Genomic DNA, 21,200 nt, shown 5'->3' on the forward strand with positions numbered 1-21,200 from the left:
AAAGAGTTGTTTGAAAGATAGATAAACTTGGATTTCGTCTTGCCAGAGAACTGACAAGATTACAAACAGACAATTATATAGAGGGATGAACCATATTGCTAAAAAAATTAGGAATTGAAATAGTAAAACTCGATCTTCCGTTTCGGCTAAATCATGTAAATTGTTTACTTGCTGAAGGAGAAACTGGTTGGGCGATTATTGATACAGGATTACATGATACAAAAACAATAGCTAGATGGGAGGATATTTTACAAGGGAAAAATGTGAGTGATCTATATATTTCTCACTATCATCCTGATCATTTTGGCTATGCAGGAGGGTTGCAACAAAAGACAGGTGCCAAAGTTTCAATGACGCAAGTTGATGAAAAGTCTGGGAAAAAGGTGTGGGGAGAAGAGTTTATTCAAGAGATTAGGAAAAATTACACCCTATCAGGGGTTCCAGATCGTATCGCTCAGCTAATGACAGTAAACACAGAAGAATTCAGGAAAATTATTACACCATATCCTAATGTAGATCATTATTTTCAAGAGGGTGAAAAAATTCTATTTGGTCAACACGAGTATGAAGTTATTTTTACACCCGGGCATGCTGACGGGTTAGTGGTGTTTTATAGTAAAGAAAATAGTGTTCTTTTATCGACTGACCATATTTTACCGCGCATTACTCCGAATATCGCTTATTGGTTTCATGGAGTAAAGAATCCCTTAAAAGCGTACATGGAATCTTTAGAAAAAATAAAAAGGCTAAATGTAGAATTTGTGATTCCGTCGCATGGGGAACCGTTTTATTCCGCGAATAACCGGATTAATGAAATTTTAAAACATCACGAAGAAAGGTTAGCATTTGTGCTGAAATCGATCGGGAGAGAGATCACTGCCTACTCATTGAGTAAGAAATTGTTTGCTTTTGAGATGGATGCACATGAAGAACGGTTTGCATTAGGAGAATCGATAGCGCACTTGGAATATTTACGGCATAAGGGCTACATCAACAAGGAGATTCATAATGATACTTGCTGGTACTATATTCTATAAATTAATTTTTTTGTATGAGGCCCGTTACTAATCAAAAAGTGTAATATCACCATTTTTTGATCCAATGATTAGCAAACTGATTGTTAAAGGGAGTTCACATGAGGAAGCCATTTCTAGACTTAAACAAGCCCTTGTAATTGAGGGAATTAAAACAAATTTATCAATGCTGCAAAAAATCATGAGTCATGAGCAATTTAAAGAAGGGAATACTACGACAAAATTTGTTAATAATCATTAACAAACTAGAAAGAATGGGGAGGAAAAATCATGACTGAAGTAAAAGCAATGATGCCGGGGAATGTATGGAAAGTAATAGTCAAAGTAGATGATGAAGTTACAGAAGATCAAGATATTGTAATTTTAGAATCAATGAAAATGGAAATTCCAATATCTACTGAAACAGCGGGTTCAATTCAGGAAATAAAAGTATCTGAGGGAGATTTTGTAGATGAAGGAGATGTTATTGCAATTATCAAGTGAAATGTCGGACATCAAGAGTTCGTCAAATAAAGTTTGAGAAGGTATCTAAAAAACTATTACAGATTATTCAAACGGGAAAGCCCATTTTTTTTATCGTATATATGTTGCAACTTTCACATTCAAGAAAGATTACTAGCGTCTTAAATACGTTAAATCTTGGTGAAGTTCAGCCAAGGGGCTTGATTGGAGATTAAAAAAGAACGATTGATTGGACTTGCATAGCTGTAAATTTGGCAGCTATAAATGTCTCAGTTTGTGGGGAGTGTTCAGTGGATCATTTTAGCGTTTTTCACACCATGATCATTTTAGAATAACAAAGCTTGGGAGAAACCGTTAAGAGTCACTCCTAGGCTTTGTTCCTTTTAAGGCACAGGTTATCTCTTTGAGCAGGCTCATTATATATTGTTGAAGTTCTAAAGTTTTTAAAAACTTATTAGTTAACTGTATCTCGCTGTTAGCTATGCTCAAAGTGATGGATAATTCATAGTTGACAAATGGGAATTGTATGTTTTAATATAAGTATAAGACATTGATCGGATTATCTACAATGAAAGGGGAGAAAACGAATGAGCCAAATCACACAGACGGTTGAAAGTAGAAGGAAAGAGTTAATTGACAAACTTGTGATGATGGGAGTATACAAGCACGGAGACAAACATCTCTTTGAATTATCTTTGAGAGAATTGGAATATAAATATCGCAAAGTTAGATCAAGCAGCCATCCTCACAGTCAAACGGGTTCCATTCGTTGGGTGAGAAAAAAAGTTAACGCATAGTTTTGGAAATCAGTCGGCGGAAAACGGTTTGTTCGTTTTTCACCGACTGATTTTGCATTTGTGAGGTGTCATCCAGAAAGCAACTAATCGATGCCCGCAACATCCGTGCACGGCTGTATAATCTAGATATGTGAGCCATGGCCCCGCTAATTGGGCCAGCTGGCCGAATAACCCATTGGTTACCTTAGAAACGGAGAAATACAATCAAGGTAAAAGTCAATCGCGTCTGAAAAAGGACTTACTGTCTGAGTTATCCGGGATACGATCAAAAAACTGAAAAAATCGAAATATGATCTACTCTGCTCAAAATACTTTAAGTTGAACTCTATTATTAACGATTTGAAGCAAGAAATAGCGGGCAATGAAGCCCGTCCTAACGTGTTTCGTTTGTTTATTAAGTTTTATCCAATGAATCCCCGCGCATGAAGCGCTCGAATTCCTCCATGTCTTTATTTTTTGTATTGGACAGAGAAAGAGGATTTCGTTTTCTTTTTTCATCATCGCCAGATATCCCCAACCGCGAGCTTTGCGTTGCTGTCGGATCATTGATTACACTCTCATATTTACCGTCGGAGTTAGGGGTAGCATTTGAGTGGACAACATCGTGTTTTCTTGGCACTGTATCATCTCCTTTTCATTATCTTGGGAAAAACGAAGGATTTTATGTGAAAAATATTCCTTGATCACATTCATTTGAAAACATTACATATTATAATATTAAGAAAATATTGATTTAATTATTCAATTATATATAATATAAGTCAATCAATTTGTAAGCGCTTAAAATGTGTAGAGAAATCTGCCTATTTGTTAGGAATGACTTGTTACAAGCATGAATTCAGATGTTAAATGCATCATCATTAGACTCCATCATTAATCAAAAACAAGGAGGAAAATATGTCTGGTCTACTAAACAAAACGATTGGTCAGTTGTTGGATGAGGTTGCCGGAAAATATCCGGAAAACGACGCTGTTGTGTTTCCAAACCGGAAACTTCGCTATTCCTACGAAGGTTTTAATCGACTTTGCCAGCTGGTAGCTAAGGGTTTTATGAAGATCGGATTGGAAAAAGGGGATCATCTTGCTGTTTGGACCTCCAATCAGCCGGAGTGGTTGTCAACTCAGTTTGCTACTGGAAAAATGGGAGCGGTGCTTGTCACGGTAAATACTAATTTTCAAACCACTGAACTTGAATATCTGCTTTCCCATTCAGATTCAACAACACTTATTTTGATGGAGTCATATAAAGAAACATCTTATGTAGATATGTTGTATGAGATTGTTCCCGAGCTCAAAACCTCCGAACCAGGAAAACTCCAGTCTAAATCACTGCCATATTTGAAAAATGTCATTATTTTAGGGGAGAAGCGTTTTCCCGGAATGTTCTTATGGTCGGATATATTGAAGCTTGGTGAAGAAGTTGATGATCTAACACTTGCAAGAAGACAAGCGGAGCTTGAACCGGATGATGTAATCAATATGCAGTATACTTCTGGAACAACAGGTTACCCAAAAGGCGTCATGCTAAGTCATTATAACTTAATTAATAACGCCAATAGTATTGCGACCTGCATGGAATTCACAGAAAAAGACCGATTATGTATTCCGGTACCATTTTTTCACACTTTTGGCTGTGTTCTAGGAACACTGACTAGTGTGACTGCTGGTACGACAATGGTAATTGTAGAAGAATTTCAAGCGGAACAGGTGTTGGAAGCGATTGAAGCGGAAAAATGCACAGCCCTTCACGGTGTCCCGACAATGTTTATCGCAGAATTGAACCACCCGGATTTTGAAAAATATGATTTAACTTCTTTGCGAACTGGTATAATGGCAGGTTCAACTTGTCCAATTGAAGTGATGAAGGCTGTAACAGAAAAAATGGGGGCTAAAGAAATTACAATTGCATACGGACAAACGGAGTCATCGCCTGTTATTACTCAAACAAGAACAGATGACCGATTGGAAATCCGCGTGGCTACTGTTGGCCGAGCACTTCCGAATGTAGAAGTGAAAATTGTTGAACCGGGTACGAATCGAGCAGTTCCCAATAATGTAGAAGGAGAATTGTGTACAAGAGGGTACCATGTAATGCGAGGATATTACAAGAATGATAAAGGGACAAGAGAAGCGATTGATGATGAGGGCTGGCTTCATACCGGTGATTTGGCCGTGATGGATGAATATGGATATTGCCGAATTGTAGGTCGTTTGAAAGATATGATTATTCGTGGCGGTGAAAATATTTATCCGCGCGAAATAGAGGAGTATTTTTACCAACACCCAAAAGTATTGGATGTTCAGGTAGTCGGTGTGCCAGATGAGTTCTTCGGTGAAGAGGCAATGGCCTGGGTAATATTAAAAGAAAACGAAACAGCCTCGGAAGGGGAAATAAAGGATTATTTCAAAAGAAAGATATCCCGTCAAAAAATCCCACGTTACATTCAATTTTGTCAGGAATTTCCGCTTACAGCATCCGGAAAAATACAAAAATTTAAGCTGCGGCAGAACGGGATTGAATTAATAGATGACCGTGTTTTAAAAGGCAAACCCTAGAGATTTTTATTTAATTTCATTTAGCCCACATCTGTAAGTGATGAGATGAAAGCATATAGGTTATTCATTAAGTGGGGGTAGAATCCGGCTGGAAAAAGTTGAAGCCTCCGGCGGAATTTTCAGAGGAGATATCTCAAGTGAGTTCGATAAAATCTGGACGTAAGCAGGCAAAGGCGATTTGATAAATCTAATGATTCGGCCGCAAAGAGCCTAGCTTCAATTTTCCTGCAAAATAATTGTAAACAATGTGAAAGTTCACCGTTCATGAAGAAATAACCCTCATCCTATGATACACTAAAGGGAAAAAGCAGCCAGGAAAAGGAGATACTCATGGTAAAGACGGTATTATTCGATGTAGATGGTGTGTTATTAAGTGAGGAGCGCTATTTTGACATGTCGGCCCTTGCTGTATGGGAGGTTTTGATCAGTCCTAATTATTTAGGAATAGATGCTGAAAAATTTAAAACTAACCTCACAGATGATGAAATTAACAATATACGGAAAGAAATCTTTGTTGATGACAGCGTATTGAAATTTTTAAAAGCAGGTGGATTAAACGCTAATTGGGATATGATCTATTTGACAGCCGCTTATCAGCTCCTTCACTTATTGGAGCAGGTAAAAGATGAACTTGAGAATAAAATTGAAAAATGGCTGACAAATGAGATTGACCGTAAAATTTTATTGGAAATAGGCGAAGCATTGGCTGGGAGAAATCTGACATTCGATTTTCCAAAATTTCTTGATGATTTTCAAAGCGCTGAGCCGACACAGCAGGGGCTTATGGATCACTTGGATTATTTATCTAAAGAAAAGTTTGGTGTCGAAACGAGAATGTTCGGGAAGATGGATCAGCTATGGTCAACATGTGAGCTTGTTTCCCAAGAATGGTATGTAGGGGATGAGCACGTACTTGAATCTACTGGAAGACCTTCTGTCCAAACGGGAAAAGCTGGATTCATGTCAGATGAAAAAGTGCTTGCCGATAAAGATAAGATTGCCGATCTTTTTGATATCCTGACAAACAGCGGTGTAAGAATTGGAATAGGTACCGGACGTCCAGAGCTTGAAACGATTGAACCATTCAAAGCATTGGATTGGATAAAGCACTTTGACACTAGCTATATCGTTACAGCGGACGATGTGTTACGAGCGGAGCGGGCGTATCCTGAAGGGCCATCCCTTTCAAAGCCACATCCATTTACTTATATTAAGGCTTTATCAGGGAAGATGAAGACAGATGACGAGTGTCTCGCAGAAGAATTGCCTATTGAAAATGGCAATGAGACGCTTATTGTTGGCGATTCTCTTGCGGATTTATTGGCAGCAAGAAAGATGGGGTGCTTGTTTGCAGCGGTCCTTACTGGATTATCTGGACAGGATGCACGTGCTGAATTTGAAGAATATAATGCGGATTATATTTTAGACGGTGTCCTTGATGTGAAGGATCTTGTATTTTCCCTCGTAAAATAATAGTGAAAAGAGATCCTGCTCTTTGTTTGAGAGCAGGATCTCTTTTTGTAATTATAAATCCAGATTTATCAAAAGTCGATTAAGCATAATAAGCTGGTATGTTTTCGCTTGGAAGTTCAAGGAACTGAACAGCTCTGAGGCCGTCCATTTCAACCAATTCTTTAGCAACTTCATCGTCGACTTTTTTATCGAGGGTAAGAACCATGATGGCTTCTCCACCAGCTTCAGCTCTTCCAACTTGCATCGTACCAATATTAATCTGGTGGCTGCCTAGGATAGAGCCGACACGTCCAATCATTCCAGGAAGATCGTGGTGTTCGATATATAGCAAGAAGCGTTCCGGACGAACGTCAACGCTGTATTCGTTCATCTTCACGATACGTGAGCCATAACCGTTAAGGATGGTTGCCCCGATGCTGGCGCTGTCGTTACCATTATACAAAGTCAATTCCATATAGCTTGCGAAACCTTTGGAAGTCGGATTGTTGGTAACGTTAAAAGAAACTCCTTGGTCATTCAATAAATGAAGAACGTTAATCATATTAACGGAATCACTTAAATGGTGTGACAGTATTCCTTTAATCATCGTTCTTGTTAAGAAGTCGTTATCCTCTTTAGCCAGATTTCCATAATAATTAATTTCAATTTTTTCTGGAGCTTGTTTCAGCAGTTGGATTGCTAGAATTCCAACTTGTTCTCCAAGATCAATAAATGGTTGAAGCTTTTTCTGAGTTTCGCCAGAAACTTGCGGCATATTTATCGCATGGCGAATGGAATCTGTTTCGAAAATATCAATGATTTCTGTACTGACTTCTTGCGCTACTTTCTCTTGTGCTTCTACAGTCGAAGCACCAAGGTGAGGTGTAACAATTGCATTAGGGTGGCTGAGCAGTTCCTGATTAGAAGCTGGCTCAGTTTCGAAAACATCAATGGCAGCACCAGCCACTTGTCCAGAATTGAGTCCGCGAACAAGGGCGTTCTCATCAATGATACCGCCACGTGCACAGTTGATGATTCGTACACCTTTCTTTGTTTTAGCCAAGTAATCATCGTTGATTAGGCCTTTTGTATCCTTCGTAAGCGGTGTATGGACAGTGATGAAGTCTGCAGCTTCGGCAATTTCATCCAAAGTGGCTTTTGTGATGCCCATTTGGTTTGCGCGATCCTCAGTCAAATAAGGGTCGTAGCCCAAGATCTTCATGCCGAACTTTTTCGCTCTTTTTGAAACTTCTGCCCCTATTTTACCCATTCCGATAATACCGAGGGTTTTTTCATACAATTCAACGCCTTTGAAAGCGTTGCGATCCCAATTTCCTGCAGAAGTAGACATGTGTGCATGTGGAATTCGGCGGGCCAAAGAAAGCATCATGGCCATTGTATGTTCCGCAGCGGCAATTGTGTTGGCGCCAGGAGCGTTGATTACGAGAATTCCTTTCTTAGTTGCAGCATTTACATCGATATTATCGACCCCGACACCAGCGCGGGCAACAACACGAAGTTTTTCAGCTGAGTTAAGGAGATCTTCTGTCACTTGTGTCTGGCTTCGAACAATCAGTGCGTCGTAGTCTTTGAAGATCGCTTTTATCTCTTCAGGGGATAAACCTGATTTCTTATCTACGGTAAAATTCGGATGATCATACAGCGCCTTTAATCCCGTATCGCTGATTGAATCTGTTACTAACACTTTATACATGTTCAGCCCAAACCTCCTGTGCTCTCTTAGTGGCAACGCCAAGCGCGTCTTTGCCTTCGATTGACTTAACGGTCATTTCAAGTGCGCTTAATACGGTTAACACATCAAATGGCGTGCAGTAACCCATATGGCCAATTCGGAAAATTTCTCCGGATAATTTTTGTTGACCACCAGCAAGTGAAATTCTGTATTGATCGAGCATCATTTTTTTCATTTCATTTGCTTTTCCATTTTCTGGTCTTACAGCTGTAACGGTTGGAGAAGCAACATCATCAGATGTCAAAAGCGGGATGCCTAATGCTTTGATACCTTCGCGAGTCATTGTTTTTAAGAGCTCATGACGTTTGATGACATTTTCAAATCCTTCTTCTTCGATCATCTGGCAAACTTCTTGGGCCCCGTAAATAAGAGAGACCGCCGGAGTGAACGGAGTGGATCTTTTTTGATCATAGGAATCGAAATAACGGTTCAAGTCAAAGAAAAAACGGTTGGACTTATTGTTTTTAATTACATCTTTTGCGTGATCATTAACTGCTACAAAAGCGAGCCCTGGCGGAAGCATTAATGCTTTTTGTGAACCAGAAACCAAAATGTCGATATTCCAGTCAGCCATATCAGCAGGTACGCCTCCAATACAGCTAACACCGTCGACGATGAAAAGCGCATCAGATACACGCTTGGTTACCTCACCGAGTTCTTTGATTGGATGAATTACAGCAGTGGAAGTTTCACAGTAAGTAGCAAAAACTGCTTTGAAACTTATATTAGCTGTCTTGATAAAATCTTCAAGCTGTTCGGGCTGGCAGGCTTTGCCCCATTCCACTTCGAGTCTGTGCACATTGGCTCCATGAGCTTCACATATTTTTGCAAAGCGATCACCAAAAGCTCCACCAACGATGACGACAACATCATCGCCTGGCTCGATTGTGTTGACAGCGGCAGTTTCTAAAGCTCCTGTCCCGCTACCTGAGATAATGCAAACTGGATTGTCCGATCCAAAAACCGGCTGAAGTCTTGTGGACACATCTTCCAACAATACAGGAAATGCTGCACTGCGATGGCCGATCATCGGCTTACTCATCGCAACATTCACCCGATCTGGAATCGGAGTAGGTCCAGGCGTAAACAGATACTCTTTGTCTAAAAACACTGATTGTTCATCCTTTCAAAATGAATTAAATGAAAAACCCCTCATAACAGGCATAGATGCCTTGTTATGAGGGACGTAATATCCGTGGTGCCACCCTCGTTCACTACTTAGAAAATAATATTTCCAGAATAGTCTCGAGAAGATAACGGCATATGGCCGGGCGCAGGCGCCAGTTCCGGAGTGCTGGGCTGTTTGAGGTAAAATCATCGGTTTTCACCAACCACCGACTCTCTCAAGATCTTACTTCAAGCCTTCTCCATCATTACAGATTAAAGTGATTCAATTATATGAAACATTTTAGCACAACAAAGTGTCAATAAAAAGGGGGAAAGTTAAGAAATTAAGATAAAAATGTTAACAAAATACTGAATCCGTTTACAAAAGGTGTTACCAAATTAAATGCACCTTGGCGTATTTGCGCCCAGATTGTATCGAGCTTGGCTCGATACATTTCCTTTCTTCTGAAAATCTATGGTATTCTCCGGAGGCTTTGATTTGAATCAGCCGGGGTTTGCCCCCCACTGATTGGAATGCCAATATGCATTCATCTCACCACTTACGGAAGTGGGAGACTTCTGCTGAATGAAGTTAAAAGTGATTCATACGAGAATCTATCATAAAAATATAGTAATATGGATAAAAGCGATAATCTAAACAAACGGGCGGGTGAAACGAATGAAAATGGAAGACTGCTTGGTAAAAAAAGCATTTTATGAAGAAAAGTTCTTGCAAGGAGACTTGGAGGAGCATCCCATTCGCCAGTTGGGAGAGCTTTATTTAGAAGAACAGAAAAAGGATATGGCCGATCTGTCTTATATTCGGTTTGCCCAAGGTGAAGTGTATTTTCATAACTGTGATTACGAGGCAGCCATTTTTAAATGGGAGAACATACATAACGAACTAGAGCCATGGGCAAAGAAAAATATCGCTGATGCGTACTTTGAACTAGGCTTTTTGAGCACAGCGGAGGATTTTTACAATTCAATAACTACAGACTCCCTTATTTTGAATACAGAAGTGGCTCTGCAGTTGTTCACACTTTATTTGGAACAGCAGAAATATTCAGAGGCTGACCAAATGATTAAAAACGCTGTCGCTATTCATCCGGATTACCAGAATGTGACGGAGCTGGCATGCACCTTTTTCGAAGAACAGGAAGATTGGAACAGTGCGGTCGAACTTGCTATAAACGAAGCGGCGCGGACGAAGTTACCTGAATGGTTCCAAAAGATCCATTCTTTCATTGAAAATGGATATACAAGGGCGCAGGGGGCTTCTCATTTTGTACCGATACTATATTTGGCCCAAAAAGTGGATATTGTATTATTTGAAAAATTGATGGCGGCCCTTTGGAAAAGCCATGAACAGCGCGAAGATTATTTGTCATGGATTACGGAAGCCACCATCATTTTACTTGATTCAGATTTGCAGCATTCGTATAAATGGGAATCATTGCCTGAGCTAATAAATAACACCTTTATCCAATTGCTTTCGGGAAGATATCATTTGGCCGACATAACAGAAATCATGCCGAATCTATTGCCTGCATGGTTGAAGGTTGCGGATATTAAAACGACTCCATTGGCATCAGCAGGTGTGTTAGCATGGAACGATGTTTTTCCTGCACAAATGAATCAGGAAGTTGTCCATTCTGCTGAAGAAGGTCTGGCGAAATCGGCGAACCAGGGCACTCTGATGGAAAAAATATCTGGACTGGTCGGAGTCATCCGAAATTGGGCAGATGAAAGAGATTTGAACCTTCATAAAAGGTTCGAAAATAGCTTAAATCAGTTATCAGAATTAAATTTGAAAAGGTGGATGATTGCGGGCAGATCAAACAGTGGAAAATCCTCATTTGTCCATTTAATGCTCAAGCAGCCTGAAAGCAGCTTAATTGATACCTCTCTTCCTATTGTGTACAAAAGCGGAGGAACAACTGAATTTCAGGTGATAGCTGATGAAGGGATATCAACTGTTACAACGAGTAAGGAAATTATTGAGGCGGAAAGTCGGCAAGATACTATGCTTGTCTACTTAGAGCCAAATGCTTTCTTACAAGAACATGATGTTGCAATCATTGACTATCCTGATTTAAATGGCCTAAACAAAAACAATAAGCATTTTCTGGAATATGTGAGGATGAGTGACAGCTTGTTATTTGTTCTGAATCCAATTGAACCATTTTCTACTCAAGAATGTGAGTTTTTATTGGATGTGACAGAAAGGGTTCCATTGTGTCCTATTCATTTTGTATTGAAAAAGAGTGCACAGCTGACGCCGGATCAGATTTCCGTTATTGAAAAAAGAATCAAAAACTATTTTCCAGAGGCAGAGTTGATCACATATTCTGCAGTGGAAGACAGTGAACAGCAGCAGGAGGCACTATCTCGTTTTATCAATCAGAATCTTAATAAAGAGCGGAACGAGCGGCTCCGAAGTGGAAACATGCTGTTTTTTATTCGCGGAACAATCAAGCACTTGTTACAGCAGCAAGTAAAGGTGGAGGAAAAGCTGCAGAAATCGATCCAGTTTGACGAAGACTTGCTTTCAAAACTTCAGGGGGCCATTAACCAGCTTTATGATTTGGAAGAGGAAAAGACAAAAGTGATCCAAAATGAATATCGGTCACTTAAAGATGAAATTCAAGCTGATATTTTAAATACGATTCCGAAATTAATTAAAGAATCTGCAGACATTCTTCGTGAGGATAGTGATTTTGGCAACATTCATCATGAATTGAATGATGAAATGAACAAAAGGATTGACGAGTACTTGCAATATACCGCCCATCCAGCATATATCAGCTCCCTACAAAACTGGATTAGCTTGTCGGAAGGCGAACTGAATGCAGCTCAGGAATTATTGATTAGTTGGAATGAAAGCTTCAATGATCTGATGGGGGAAGAGCGGGTCCGTTTGGAATGTGATTTTCAAATTTTAGCGGATTGGCAGCGGGATGCTGACAGGATGACAGGAGCTATTCAAGTTGACGAGGAAAATATTTTGTTAAAGAGAACTCCTTCTCAAGTGCTGCTGAAAAGCGCAGGGAAGATATTCGGTGTTATTCCGGCAAATAACACGATGATGTATAACAGATATAAAAGCTTTGTTGAAAATGAAAATTACAGTGAGACAGCGGAATCGATCGCTAACAAGTTTTTCCGCCAGTTTGAAATCCTTGAAAAAGCCATTCCGCGGGATATTTCCCTGTTCTTCAAGGAACCTTTTACCGCTCTGAAAAAATCTGCTGCTTCTTATCAGGAGCAAGTTGATCAAAACAAGGCAGCGCTCACTGAAATGAAATCTCATCCAGAGACTTTCCGTGATCCAATCAGACTTTTCGATGTGCGCTTGCGCCAGTTGGAATGGCTTGAGTTTCAGGGGAAAAGCAGCAAGCACGCAGGACTTTGAATTTTGACTTCTATAAATGGTGAGATGAAAGTAATATAGGTATTCCATTCAGTGGGGAGCTCAATCCCCGGCTGAATCACGTTAAAGTTAAAGCCTCCGGCGGTGCCTCAGGGAGCTCGTTAAAATCTGAGCGCAAATAGGCCAAGGCGCATTTGATGAAGAAAGAGAAGAGGGAAAGCTTTTGAACGTAGCCTTGATTGCTCACGATAAGAAAAAGGATAACATAGTCCAATTTGCAATGGCTTACCGCCATATTTTAAAGGATCATAAACTTTATGCAACAGGAACAACCGGATCTAGAATTCAAGAAGCAACCGGCTTAGACATTCAGCGGTTCAAGTCCGGACCGCTTGGGGGCGACCAGCAAATTGGGTCATTAGTCGCCCAAAATCAAATAGACATGATCATTTTCCTTCGGGACCCCCTGACCGCACAGCCACATGAGCCGGATATATCGGCGCTGATGAGATTGAGCGACGTGTACGGTGTTCCCTTAGCCACCAATATGGGGACTGCCGAGCTATTGATTCGGGGGTTGGAACGCGGAGATCTTGAATGGAGATCACTCATTCATAGTGAATTGCATTAAGTGGTAAAAAGCAGCACTTCAATTGTTAAATAATGATTGAAGTGCTGTTTATTTAATTTCATTTAGCAGAAGTCTCCGACTTTTGTAAGTGATAAGATAAAAGCATATCAGTGGGGTTCAAACCTCGGCTGATTCAAATCAAAGCCTCCGGAGAATACCATAGAATTTCAGAAGAAAGGAAATGTATCGAACGGGGCTCGATAAAATCTAGGCACAAATACGCCAAAGAGTAGCTGATATTTATCGGGATAGAAAGACAATGCTAGACAAACTGAAAAACTTCTGATAAAATGACTGATAGTCAGTCATTGAGGGGAGGATGGTCGATATAAGTAAGAAAGAGAAAATAATTAATGCGGCGGTTCAGGTTTTTCAGGAGAAAGGAATTGAAAAAACCAAGGTTTCAGATATTGTTAAATTGGCTGGAATCGCGCAGGGGACTTTTTATTTATACTTTCCTTCAAAGCTGTCAGTGATGCCTGCCATTGCTGAGGTGATGGTTAAAAAGTTTATGGTCGAAGTCAAAAATGAAGTGGATGAGAATGACTCAATCTCGACTCAGCTTTCCCAAATTGTGAATGCTATTTTCAGGGTTACGAAAAATTATCGGGAAGTATTGGCATTGATCTATGCAGGGCTGTCGACCGATGATAATTTGAAAAACTGGGAAATGATTTACAATGCTTTTTACTCTTGGATGAGTGAGTTTTTAATAACTGCTAAATCAAATGGGAAAATAAGGGGTTCTGTTCATCCAGAACGTACGTCAAAATTAATGATTGCTTTTATAGAGGCTGCGGCAGAGCAGATCTACTTGTATGATGCAGTGAATGAAGAAGAAGAGAGAATGCAAAAATCAGAACTTATTGTGTTTTTGGAGCATGCACTGGGCATTCAGAACTAATTTACCAGCGCATTTCTTTTTGTATAAAATGACTGATAGTCAGTCAAGGAATAGATGGAGAGTGTTATTTGTGAATAAGTCATGGTTGTACGTTGGATTAACAAGTTTGTTTGAACTGTTTTGGATTTTTGGTTTTAATCATGCTTCAGTATGGTGGCATTGGCTGATTATTGTTGGATTGATCATAGTAGACTTCCAATTTTTATATAAAGCCTGTGAGGGTCTGCCGACCGGAACAGTGTATGCTGTTTTTGCTGGAATTGGGACAGTGGGTACAGCATTAATGGACGTTTTCCTCTTTGGAGGAAGCTTTAATGGCGGAAAACTTTTATTTATTTTCATTGTAGTGGTTGGAGTTATCAGCTTAAATATTGCTGATCTGAAAGACGAACAAAAAAGAGAGGCTGTATAATGATGGGGTGGTTATTTGTATTTTTGGCATCAGCCAGTGAAATAACAGGTGTGATGGGTTTGAAAATGTTCAGTGAAAAGAAAACGATCAGAAATGGAGCTATCTATCTCGGGGGATTTGCAGCTTCTTTCGTTTTCCTTTATGAGTCACTAAATTATTTACAGTTGACTGTTGCTTATTCCGTATGGATTGGAGTAGGAACAGCAGGTGCTGTAATTGTTAACATGCTTTTTTTTGGCGAATCAAAGAGCCTTGCGCGAATTGCCAGTTTACTTTTGATCATTGTCGGAGTGACAGGACTTAAAGCAGTTTCGTAAGGTTGGGATAAAAGGATATATTTGATGTAAAGTTTAAAAATTCATATTAGACAAGAGCGAGAGATCAACGTTTCTAAAATTGATTTCTCGCTTTTTTTTAATGTAAATCTGTTTTGTTTCAGCTTTTTATTCAATCCAATCATTTTGGCTCCGACTAATCGCAAGTAAGCGAGAGGATCTGGCGATTACCGGAAAGGTGGCTTTTGTATTTCTAATTGTTACTTTTTAGGATAATGTGACTTATACCCCAATTGTTGGAGATATTTAATTAAAAAATATTATACCCTCTCCTTTAATACCTCAAGGATTTTCTCCCAATATTCTTTCATTTCTTCTCTAGTATTCTTATCTGAGAGATTTTCTTGATGAAAACTAATCGTTGTTTTATCGATTTCTTTGGATATTATACGAACCTGTACTGTAGATGGTTTTTGCCATTCTTCTTTTTTCCAGGTAAGGCGAAGCTGTTGTAATGGTTTAACAACTCGGATTTCACCTGCTCCCGTTTTGGTAATGTATTTTTGACCTGGTTCAAGAGTTATCCTAGTACTTTCTCCTAGCCATAACTTTAACCCTTCATCAGATGTGACAAGTTCCCAGGCTTTCATCTGTGAGATTGGAAAAGTCCTTCTAACTCCTACTTGAAATCCGGCCGTTTTCGTTTGTCCAATCATTTTGGGTTCCATTTCATCCACTCCCAGTTTTTCACAATTTTTATTTAGTGACTTTTATTTATTTCGATATACTTTCTTACAATTCCTTCCTAATTCAACACCTGGCCCTTTAAAATGGAATAGCATGGTTGAACTTTTAACAATTTTATCTCATTAAACAAAAAAACTTTGGATTAACTTGTCCCAGTAGGACATATCCAAAGAGTTTTCCAGTTGATATATACCAACCCATGCTAGTTTTTATATTGAAAAATAAATATCTGAAAACAATGTCCGTTTGATCAGCAAAGTTAAGAAAGAAGGCCAGGATCATGACAAATCGCTGCAAACTAATGTAGATCCGGAAACTGATGCGGTGATTAAGTAGAAGTAATTCACATATAATTTATGCTCAAGGAACCCATACCATGAAAAAGGCCCAGCGTTGACTGGGCTTAACTTAAGCAAGGTTTAGGGTGATACCTCTAATAGTAATTTTAACTCGTTTATTTGTTCTATATGTCGCTGTTCATGCAAATATATTTGTTCAATCCATTGATCAAGTGGTAGTTCACCCAAAGCTGGATGCATCACTGATTTTTCCGCCAATACAGATTTATCTTCTATCGTATTAAGAAAAGTCATCAACTTTTTTCTTGATTCGTTTAACAAGTCAATTATTTGTTGAACTTCAAATGGTTCTACATCTGGTTCAACGATTTTTGGAGCTTTAAGCTTTTTTGTTCTATTCAATAATATAGTGTCAACATTTTTACGTTCTTTTGGTGTGCTACCAGTCTCTTTTAATCCCCATGCAATAGCCTTTAGTGACGCCTCCTCCACTAAAACCAAGTGATGGCAAACTTGTGCTATACTCCACTCATTCATATCAGGCCGACCATTAAATTGAGCATTGCTTAATTTAATAATCTCCTTTACTAGGTTATTTCTCGTTTCGTGTAAATTGTCATCTACAAGTTTATTCATAAGATTTCTCCCTTCAATAAAAAATGCGTACTTAGATTCTTATCCTGTATATATTCTCTACGATGAAAAATATTCTACCTTGTCATGAGTCTTTTTTATCTTTTCTACATCAAATCCGGATTATCCTTCTTAATCCCAAATTGACCCAAACAGTAGCCGAAAGTATATGCTTTTTTGAGGATTATCCTTGAATCAAAAATATTACAAAAAACTGGTAAACGTTGATATATCAACATTTTTGTAGATTTCGTACTGGTGTTTACATTTAAATAATATTATACTATGTAATAGATTTATAAATTAAGGGAGCTGGACCGGTGAAATCTAATTCGAAATTCACAACGAAGATTGTTCCTCTAGCCATTGGTCTTATTGTCATTGTTGCAGCATGTATCGTGTGGGCGGTTCAAACAATGGATAAGGGAACCGTCATTCCATTTTCTAAGATGGAAGACACGATCAAAGCTCAAAGTGGGGAATTGGTTTCACTAAAGGAAACGTCCGATGGGACATTGTATCTTAAAACTTCAGAGGGTAAGTTTATCTCCCATGTAAGGCCGAATAGCCAGATGGTAGAAAAGCTTGTTGAAACTTATCACGTTGATTATAAATATTCGAATGGCAGCCAAGTAGGGAATTGGGCCGTTGGAGGCTTAATTATTCTTATGGCAGGCACAGCGTTTGTTCTGCATAAGAAGGGGAAAATTGGTGTTACAGCAATGAAAAACAGCGCCTCAAAGGAAGTGCCGCTTCCTTCTATCACTCTCGATGATGTGGGAGGGTTGCCTGAAGAAATGAAAGAGGAAATTCTTCAGACATTGGAGATTATCAAAGACCCTGGCAAGTCTGCTAAGGTAGGTGTCGAGGCACCAAAAGGAATTTTATTGTACGGGCCTCCTGGAACAGGTAAAACATTGCTTGCACAGGCAATTGCACGTGAAATTGGGGCATCTTTCTTCACAGCTTCAGGGTCCGCTTTCAACGAGCTATTTGTCGGTGTTGGAGCTTCACGTGTTCGCTCCTTATTTGAGAACGCCCGGAAGCAGAATCCAGCTGTTATTTTTATTGATGAAGTTGACGCTCTTGCTGGCAAACGTAAGGCTCATGGTGGCGAAGAAACAGAAAAAACCTTAACGGAGCTGCTTGTCCAGCTAGATGGCGGGCATGATAATGAGGGTGTTCTATTTATTGCTGCTACCAACAGGAAAGATATGCTGGATGATGCGTTTCTGCGCCCAGGCAGAATTGACTTTACATTCAATGTTCCTCTTCCTGACACAAAAGGTCGGAGAGAAATTATCGATATCCATACAAAAGGCAGGAATCTTGCACAGGATGTTGTTGCTTCGCTGGGCACTCTTGCGGAAAGTACATCTGGTTTCTCCGGAGCCGAAATCAATTCATTGTTTGAGTCAGCCAGCAGAAGGGCTGTCCGTGAGGGAAGAGAACAAATCAGTAAGAGAGATCTCGACTATGCGATTGACCGGACGATTCTCGGCAGCACTTCCCGATCTCTTAATGATCCAGAAACGAAAAGGCGCGTAGCCATCCATGAAGCTGGACATGCTCTCGTGCAGGCAGTCACCAAGCCGGGAACTGTAAGGAAAGCAACAATCATTCCGCGTGGTCAGGCACTTGGCTATGTGGCTCCTATCCAAAAGGAGATGCATCTATCCACAACAAGTGAACTGCTTGACCAGGTAAGTATGATTCTTGCTGGGGGTGTCGCTGAACGTCTTTATTTTGGCGAGCATAGTATTGGTGTCAGCGGTGATGTGCAGCAGGCGAAGAAGCTTTTGGAGCAAATGGTTGATACGGGAATGCTTCAAGACGGTTTTACACTTACTTTTCAGAAGCAGAAAAAAGAAGAGAAAATGCAAGAGCTCTTCAATGAAGCTTTGGAAAAAACAAAGCATATCATCAAGACATACCAAAAGGAGTATGACAGGCTTGTCGAGATGCTAATGCATAAGGAGACGCTGGATGGTTCCGAAGTTCAGGAGATCGTGAGCGCTCAAAGGAATAATCTGAAGAATGACTATGCGTATAATGCTTAGAAAACCCCTCTGTTGCCAATAAAAACGGCGATAGAGGGATTTTTCGTACAAGCATTAGATAATATTCCTAGGGAAAAGTATGTTTGAATTGAATCCGTTATTTTTCACCTTATCGACCTCTACAGCTTCTTCAATCCAGCTGCGTATTAAAGCGGATGGTTGGAGATTCTCTTTTTGGCAGTAGGTATAGAATTCTTCTTTTAATTCTTTTGAAATCCGTATGTTTATTTGATGCCTTTCCATTCTAGAATCCACCTCCAGTTCCTTATTTTGGATATAAAAGAATCATAACAGTGTCGTCTATACAAAATCTGAAAGAGATTTTCCTTTTTTGATTCAGTTCATTTGTAATAGGTAAAATTTATTTTCATATCTAAAATTAAACTTTTTTTCCTGTCAAGCGTTTTTAGTGTTTGTAAATATATATCGAAAAATCAGCTTTATTACTTAAATAATGTTTGAATTTTTATAGAATTTGTCGAAATGTTTTTTCAAAAATGAAGGGCAATCATTGAGTAAATCAGTTGTTTAGTACTAAACAACTGATAAACGTAGTAAGATTTAACTATTTTAAAAATGTAGTTCCTTACTCATTCCATCAAGTATCGAATAGATGAAGCTTGATGAATAAGTTTAGTCCGTAAATCAGGGAGCAAATACGCTAAGGCGCATGAATAAAGTCCGATTAGTTATAATCAAAATTATAACTAGCAAAAAGGGATAAAATCGACTATCTTGTTTGTTAAACAGTCAAACCAAATAATTAATTAAGATTTAATGTAATTTCATAGTAAAATACAGGTGATAAAGGAGAGATACATATGAGCATTAGAAACTCAGCAAAAGCTATTATCATTAGTGGAGATAAAATTTTATTAACAAAAAATAGGGATGAAGAAGGGGACTTTTATCTTTTCCCTGGCGGTGGACAAGAACAGGGAGAAACAATTCATAAGGCATTAATCAGAGAGTGTATGGAAGAAGTTGGAAAAGAAGTTGAAATCGGAGAACTGCTTCATATTCGCGAATATATTGGAAAAAATCATGAGCATTTTTCACTTGATTTTAACGTTCACCAAATTGAATTTTACTTTGTTTGTAGCCTGGTAAATGAAATGAATAATGAAAAAGCACCTACAAATCCTGATAGCTATCAAGTAGGGATTGAATGGATACATATTAATGATTTACTTCAAAATAGAATATATCCCAAAGAACTAAGAAAATATATAATAAAGCATTTTAATAATGAGAAATCTCCAGTTTACTTAGGTGATATTAATTAAAATCTATTTGAACAAAAAAGCGCAATTGTGGCGCAATGCTAGTAGAAAATGATCAATTTTTTTAAGGAAAATGCATACCCAATTCACCAGCGAACCAACTAAAAATGAACGATCTTCAGTGAACTATTCACACCTGAGGATCGTTCTTTCTTGATTATTTTTTTATAAAAAGCCTTTACTTTGACTTGCCGTTTTCACGAGAATGAGTTTTGAAGGACAGATGAATATGATTCACTTAGTTACTAATCGAACCTTATTTTTCACAATAAAAGATACTTTTGTACCATGTCCAGGCGTACTTTCGATTTCAAGGCCTGTTCCAAAGTGTCGTTTTAACCGCAAGTTGGTATTAATTAGCCCGACTCCAGACTTACTGCCCGCCCTTGTCTCCTTGATTCGCAATATTGTGTCCTTATCCATACCTGTTCCGTCATCTTCTACAGAGATTTCAGTGTACGTTTCACGAACTGAAACTCGAATGAAAATCTGACCTCCGTGAATACGTTTCATAATACCGTGCCGAATTGCATTTTCGACCAAGGGCTGGATTGTAAGGAATGGAATTCTTAGATCTTCACATTCATCAATCTCCCAAATCACTTGGAGGCGGTTTTCGTATCTTACTTGTTCAATATATAGATAAGAACGTACTACGCTAAGTTCTTCTTCAATAGGTATTAGCTCATCCATATTTTGAAATTTAAATTTATGCCTCAAAAAATGACTGAATTCTTCAAGCAGATTACGCATTTTATCCAAGTCAATATCACTTAGAGCAATTACCGCGTTTAAAGTATTGAAAAGAAAATGAGGCTGAATCTGAGCTTGGAGCCATGCAGCTTCTAACTGCAGTTGCTCTTGAACGACCTTTTTGATTGTCGTCAATCCTTCGATTCTAGATCTTATTTCTAATGCTTCGACAGGTTTTTTTACGTAGTCGTTTGCTCCGGCCAGGAAACCGCTTTGGATATCTCTTGGTTCGCTTCTTGCTGTAAGCAATAAAATGGGGAGTTCAGTAAGTGAATACCGCTCACGAATCAGTCGGGTGAGTTCATACCCAGACATTTGAGGCATCATAATGTCCGAGATAACCAGATCCCATTCCTTTTTATCTAGTAACGCCAAAGCTTCTTTGCCGCTTGTGACTGTGGTGACTTCGTATTTTTCAGGAGGCAATATAGTCTCAAGCACTTGAAGATTAACCGGATCATCATCAACAACTAATACAGCAGAGCGACAACAATCCTCTTCCTCTGAAACCTGTCGCTCAAACATTGACGGAGTTTGGACTTCTTCCAAGCTGAGTGTGCTTTTTTCCTGAGCATGAACAATCTCTGGCGAAATTGCTGGTGATGGAACATGACCGAAGTTCTCTCCCATTTCTTTTGAATTTGCCAAACCAAGGGAAAATGTAAATTC

The 21,200-nt window shown here is 39.1% G+C and carries 20 protein-coding genes; 13 read left to right on the top strand and 7 right to left on the bottom strand.

Annotated features, from left to right (window positions below; all coding sequences use genetic code 11):
• The first annotated feature begins 95 nt into the window (after window positions 1-95).
• The 4 genes from H9631_RS06935 (at window position 96) to H9631_RS06950 (ending at window position 2,293) form a co-directional block, all read left to right on the top strand.
• The gene (locus H9631_RS06935) at window positions 96-1,037 is read left to right on the top strand and encodes an MBL fold metallo-hydrolase (RefSeq protein ID WP_191811281.1); all 942 of its coding nucleotides are present in this window, start codon (window positions 96-98) and stop codon (window positions 1,035-1,037) included.
• Window positions 1,038-1,080: 43 nt separating this feature from the next.
• Entirely contained in the window at window positions 1,081-1,275 is a 195-nt protein-coding gene (locus H9631_RS06940; RefSeq protein WP_318246780.1) for a hypothetical protein, read from the top strand.
• 26 nt (window positions 1,276-1,301) lie between these two features.
• Window positions 1,302-1,517 (top strand): acetyl-CoA carboxylase biotin carboxyl carrier protein subunit, encoded by a 216-nt coding sequence (locus H9631_RS06945; protein ID WP_191811319.1) that lies wholly within the window; start codon window positions 1,302-1,304, stop codon window positions 1,515-1,517.
• A 566-nt stretch (window positions 1,518-2,083) separates the two neighbouring features.
• Window positions 2,084-2,293, top strand: a complete 210-nt coding sequence (locus H9631_RS06950) for a Fur-regulated basic protein FbpA (RefSeq protein WP_191811284.1) — start codon at window positions 2,084-2,086, stop codon at window positions 2,291-2,293.
• 394 nt (window positions 2,294-2,687) lie between these two features.
• On the opposite strand, the gene H9631_RS06955 is transcribed toward H9631_RS06950, so the two are convergent.
• On the bottom strand, window positions 2,688-2,912 hold the full coding sequence (locus H9631_RS06955) for a hypothetical protein (RefSeq protein ID WP_191811286.1): 225 nt from the start codon (window positions 2,910-2,912) through the stop codon (window positions 2,688-2,690).
• Between the two features lie 278 nt (window positions 2,913-3,190).
• On the opposite strand from H9631_RS06955, the gene H9631_RS06960 reads away from it, so the two are divergent.
• Together H9631_RS06960 and H9631_RS06965 are read left to right on the top strand one after the other, a co-directional pair.
• Window positions 3,191-4,849, top strand: a complete 1,659-nt coding sequence (locus tag H9631_RS06960) for an AMP-binding protein (protein WP_191811288.1) — start codon at window positions 3,191-3,193, stop codon at window positions 4,847-4,849.
• Window positions 4,850-5,179: 330 nt separating this feature from the next.
• Window positions 5,180-6,322, top strand: a complete 1,143-nt coding sequence (locus H9631_RS06965; protein ID WP_191811290.1) for an HAD family hydrolase — start codon at window positions 5,180-5,182, stop codon at window positions 6,320-6,322.
• 79 nt (window positions 6,323-6,401) lie between these two features.
• Here the strand turns inward: H9631_RS06965 and serA are convergent, their stop codons facing one another.
• Both serA and H9631_RS06975 read right to left on the bottom strand, forming a co-directional pair.
• Complete coding sequence (gene serA, locus H9631_RS06970) at window positions 6,402-8,015, bottom strand: phosphoglycerate dehydrogenase (RefSeq protein WP_191811292.1); 1,614 nt, start codon at window positions 8,013-8,015, stop codon at window positions 6,402-6,404.
• Window positions 8,008-9,165 carry a pyridoxal-phosphate-dependent aminotransferase family protein gene (locus H9631_RS06975; protein WP_191811294.1) on the bottom strand — a complete coding sequence of 386 codons (1,158 nt, stop codon included), beginning with the start codon at window positions 9,163-9,165 and terminating at the stop codon, window positions 8,008-8,010. The genes serA and H9631_RS06975 overlap by 8 nt, the downstream gene beginning before the upstream one ends.
• Before the next feature lie 675 nt (window positions 9,166-9,840).
• On the opposite strand from H9631_RS06975, the gene H9631_RS06980 reads away from it, so the two are divergent.
• From H9631_RS06980 to H9631_RS07000, 5 genes are all read left to right on the top strand, one after another.
• Complete coding sequence (locus tag H9631_RS06980) at window positions 9,841-12,576, top strand: GTP-binding protein (RefSeq protein ID WP_191811296.1); 2,736 nt, start codon at window positions 9,841-9,843, stop codon at window positions 12,574-12,576.
• A gap of 181 nt (window positions 12,577-12,757) precedes the next feature.
• A complete protein-coding gene (gene mgsA, locus H9631_RS06985; protein ID WP_191811298.1) occupies window positions 12,758-13,165 on the top strand; it encodes a methylglyoxal synthase in 408 nt (135 codons plus the stop codon).
• A 319-nt stretch (window positions 13,166-13,484) separates the two neighbouring features.
• The gene (locus H9631_RS06990) at window positions 13,485-14,069 is read left to right on the top strand and encodes a TetR family transcriptional regulator (protein ID WP_191811300.1); all 585 of its coding nucleotides are present in this window, start codon (window positions 13,485-13,487) and stop codon (window positions 14,067-14,069) included.
• 70 nt (window positions 14,070-14,139) lie between these two features.
• The gene (locus tag H9631_RS06995; RefSeq protein WP_318246779.1) at window positions 14,140-14,481 is read left to right on the top strand and encodes a DMT family transporter; all 342 of its coding nucleotides are present in this window, start codon (window positions 14,140-14,142) and stop codon (window positions 14,479-14,481) included.
• 2 nt (window positions 14,482-14,483) lie between these two features.
• Window positions 14,484-14,798: a DMT family transporter gene (locus tag H9631_RS07000; protein WP_191811323.1), complete on the top strand. Its 315-nt coding sequence runs from the start codon at window positions 14,484-14,486 to the stop codon at window positions 14,796-14,798.
• Between the two features lie 278 nt (window positions 14,799-15,076).
• On the opposite strand, the gene H9631_RS07005 is transcribed toward H9631_RS07000, so the two are convergent.
• Both H9631_RS07005 and H9631_RS07010 read right to left on the bottom strand, forming a co-directional pair.
• Window positions 15,077-15,484 (bottom strand): SRPBCC family protein, encoded by a 408-nt coding sequence (locus H9631_RS07005; protein WP_191811302.1) that lies wholly within the window; start codon window positions 15,482-15,484, stop codon window positions 15,077-15,079.
• A 438-nt stretch (window positions 15,485-15,922) separates the two neighbouring features.
• A complete protein-coding gene (locus H9631_RS07010; protein WP_191811304.1) occupies window positions 15,923-16,438 on the bottom strand; it encodes a DinB family protein in 516 nt (171 codons plus the stop codon).
• 317 nt (window positions 16,439-16,755) lie between these two features.
• On the opposite strand from H9631_RS07010, the gene H9631_RS07015 reads away from it, so the two are divergent.
• Window positions 16,756-18,495, top strand: a complete 1,740-nt coding sequence (locus tag H9631_RS07015; RefSeq protein WP_191811306.1) for an AAA family ATPase — start codon at window positions 16,756-16,758, stop codon at window positions 18,493-18,495.
• 54 nt (window positions 18,496-18,549) lie between these two features.
• Here H9631_RS07015 and H9631_RS07020 read toward each other — a convergent pair whose 3' ends face one another.
• Window positions 18,550-18,738: a hypothetical protein gene (locus H9631_RS07020; protein ID WP_191811308.1), complete on the bottom strand. Its 189-nt coding sequence runs from the start codon at window positions 18,736-18,738 to the stop codon at window positions 18,550-18,552.
• A gap of 578 nt (window positions 18,739-19,316) precedes the next feature.
• Between H9631_RS07020 and H9631_RS07025 the strand changes: the two genes are divergently transcribed.
• The gene (locus H9631_RS07025; protein WP_191811310.1) at window positions 19,317-19,781 is read left to right on the top strand and encodes an NUDIX domain-containing protein; all 465 of its coding nucleotides are present in this window, start codon (window positions 19,317-19,319) and stop codon (window positions 19,779-19,781) included.
• Between the two features lie 231 nt (window positions 19,782-20,012).
• Here the strand turns inward: H9631_RS07025 and H9631_RS22820 are convergent, their stop codons facing one another.
• Complete coding sequence (locus H9631_RS22820) at window positions 20,013-20,972, bottom strand: response regulator (protein WP_404801721.1); 960 nt, start codon at window positions 20,970-20,972, stop codon at window positions 20,013-20,015.
• Window positions 20,973-21,200: the final 228 nt, after the last annotated feature.

The sequence above is a fragment of the Bacillus norwichensis genome, assembly GCF_014836955.1.
Taxonomy (GTDB): domain Bacteria; phylum Bacillota; class Bacilli; order Bacillales; family Bacillaceae_C; genus Siminovitchia; species Siminovitchia norwichensis.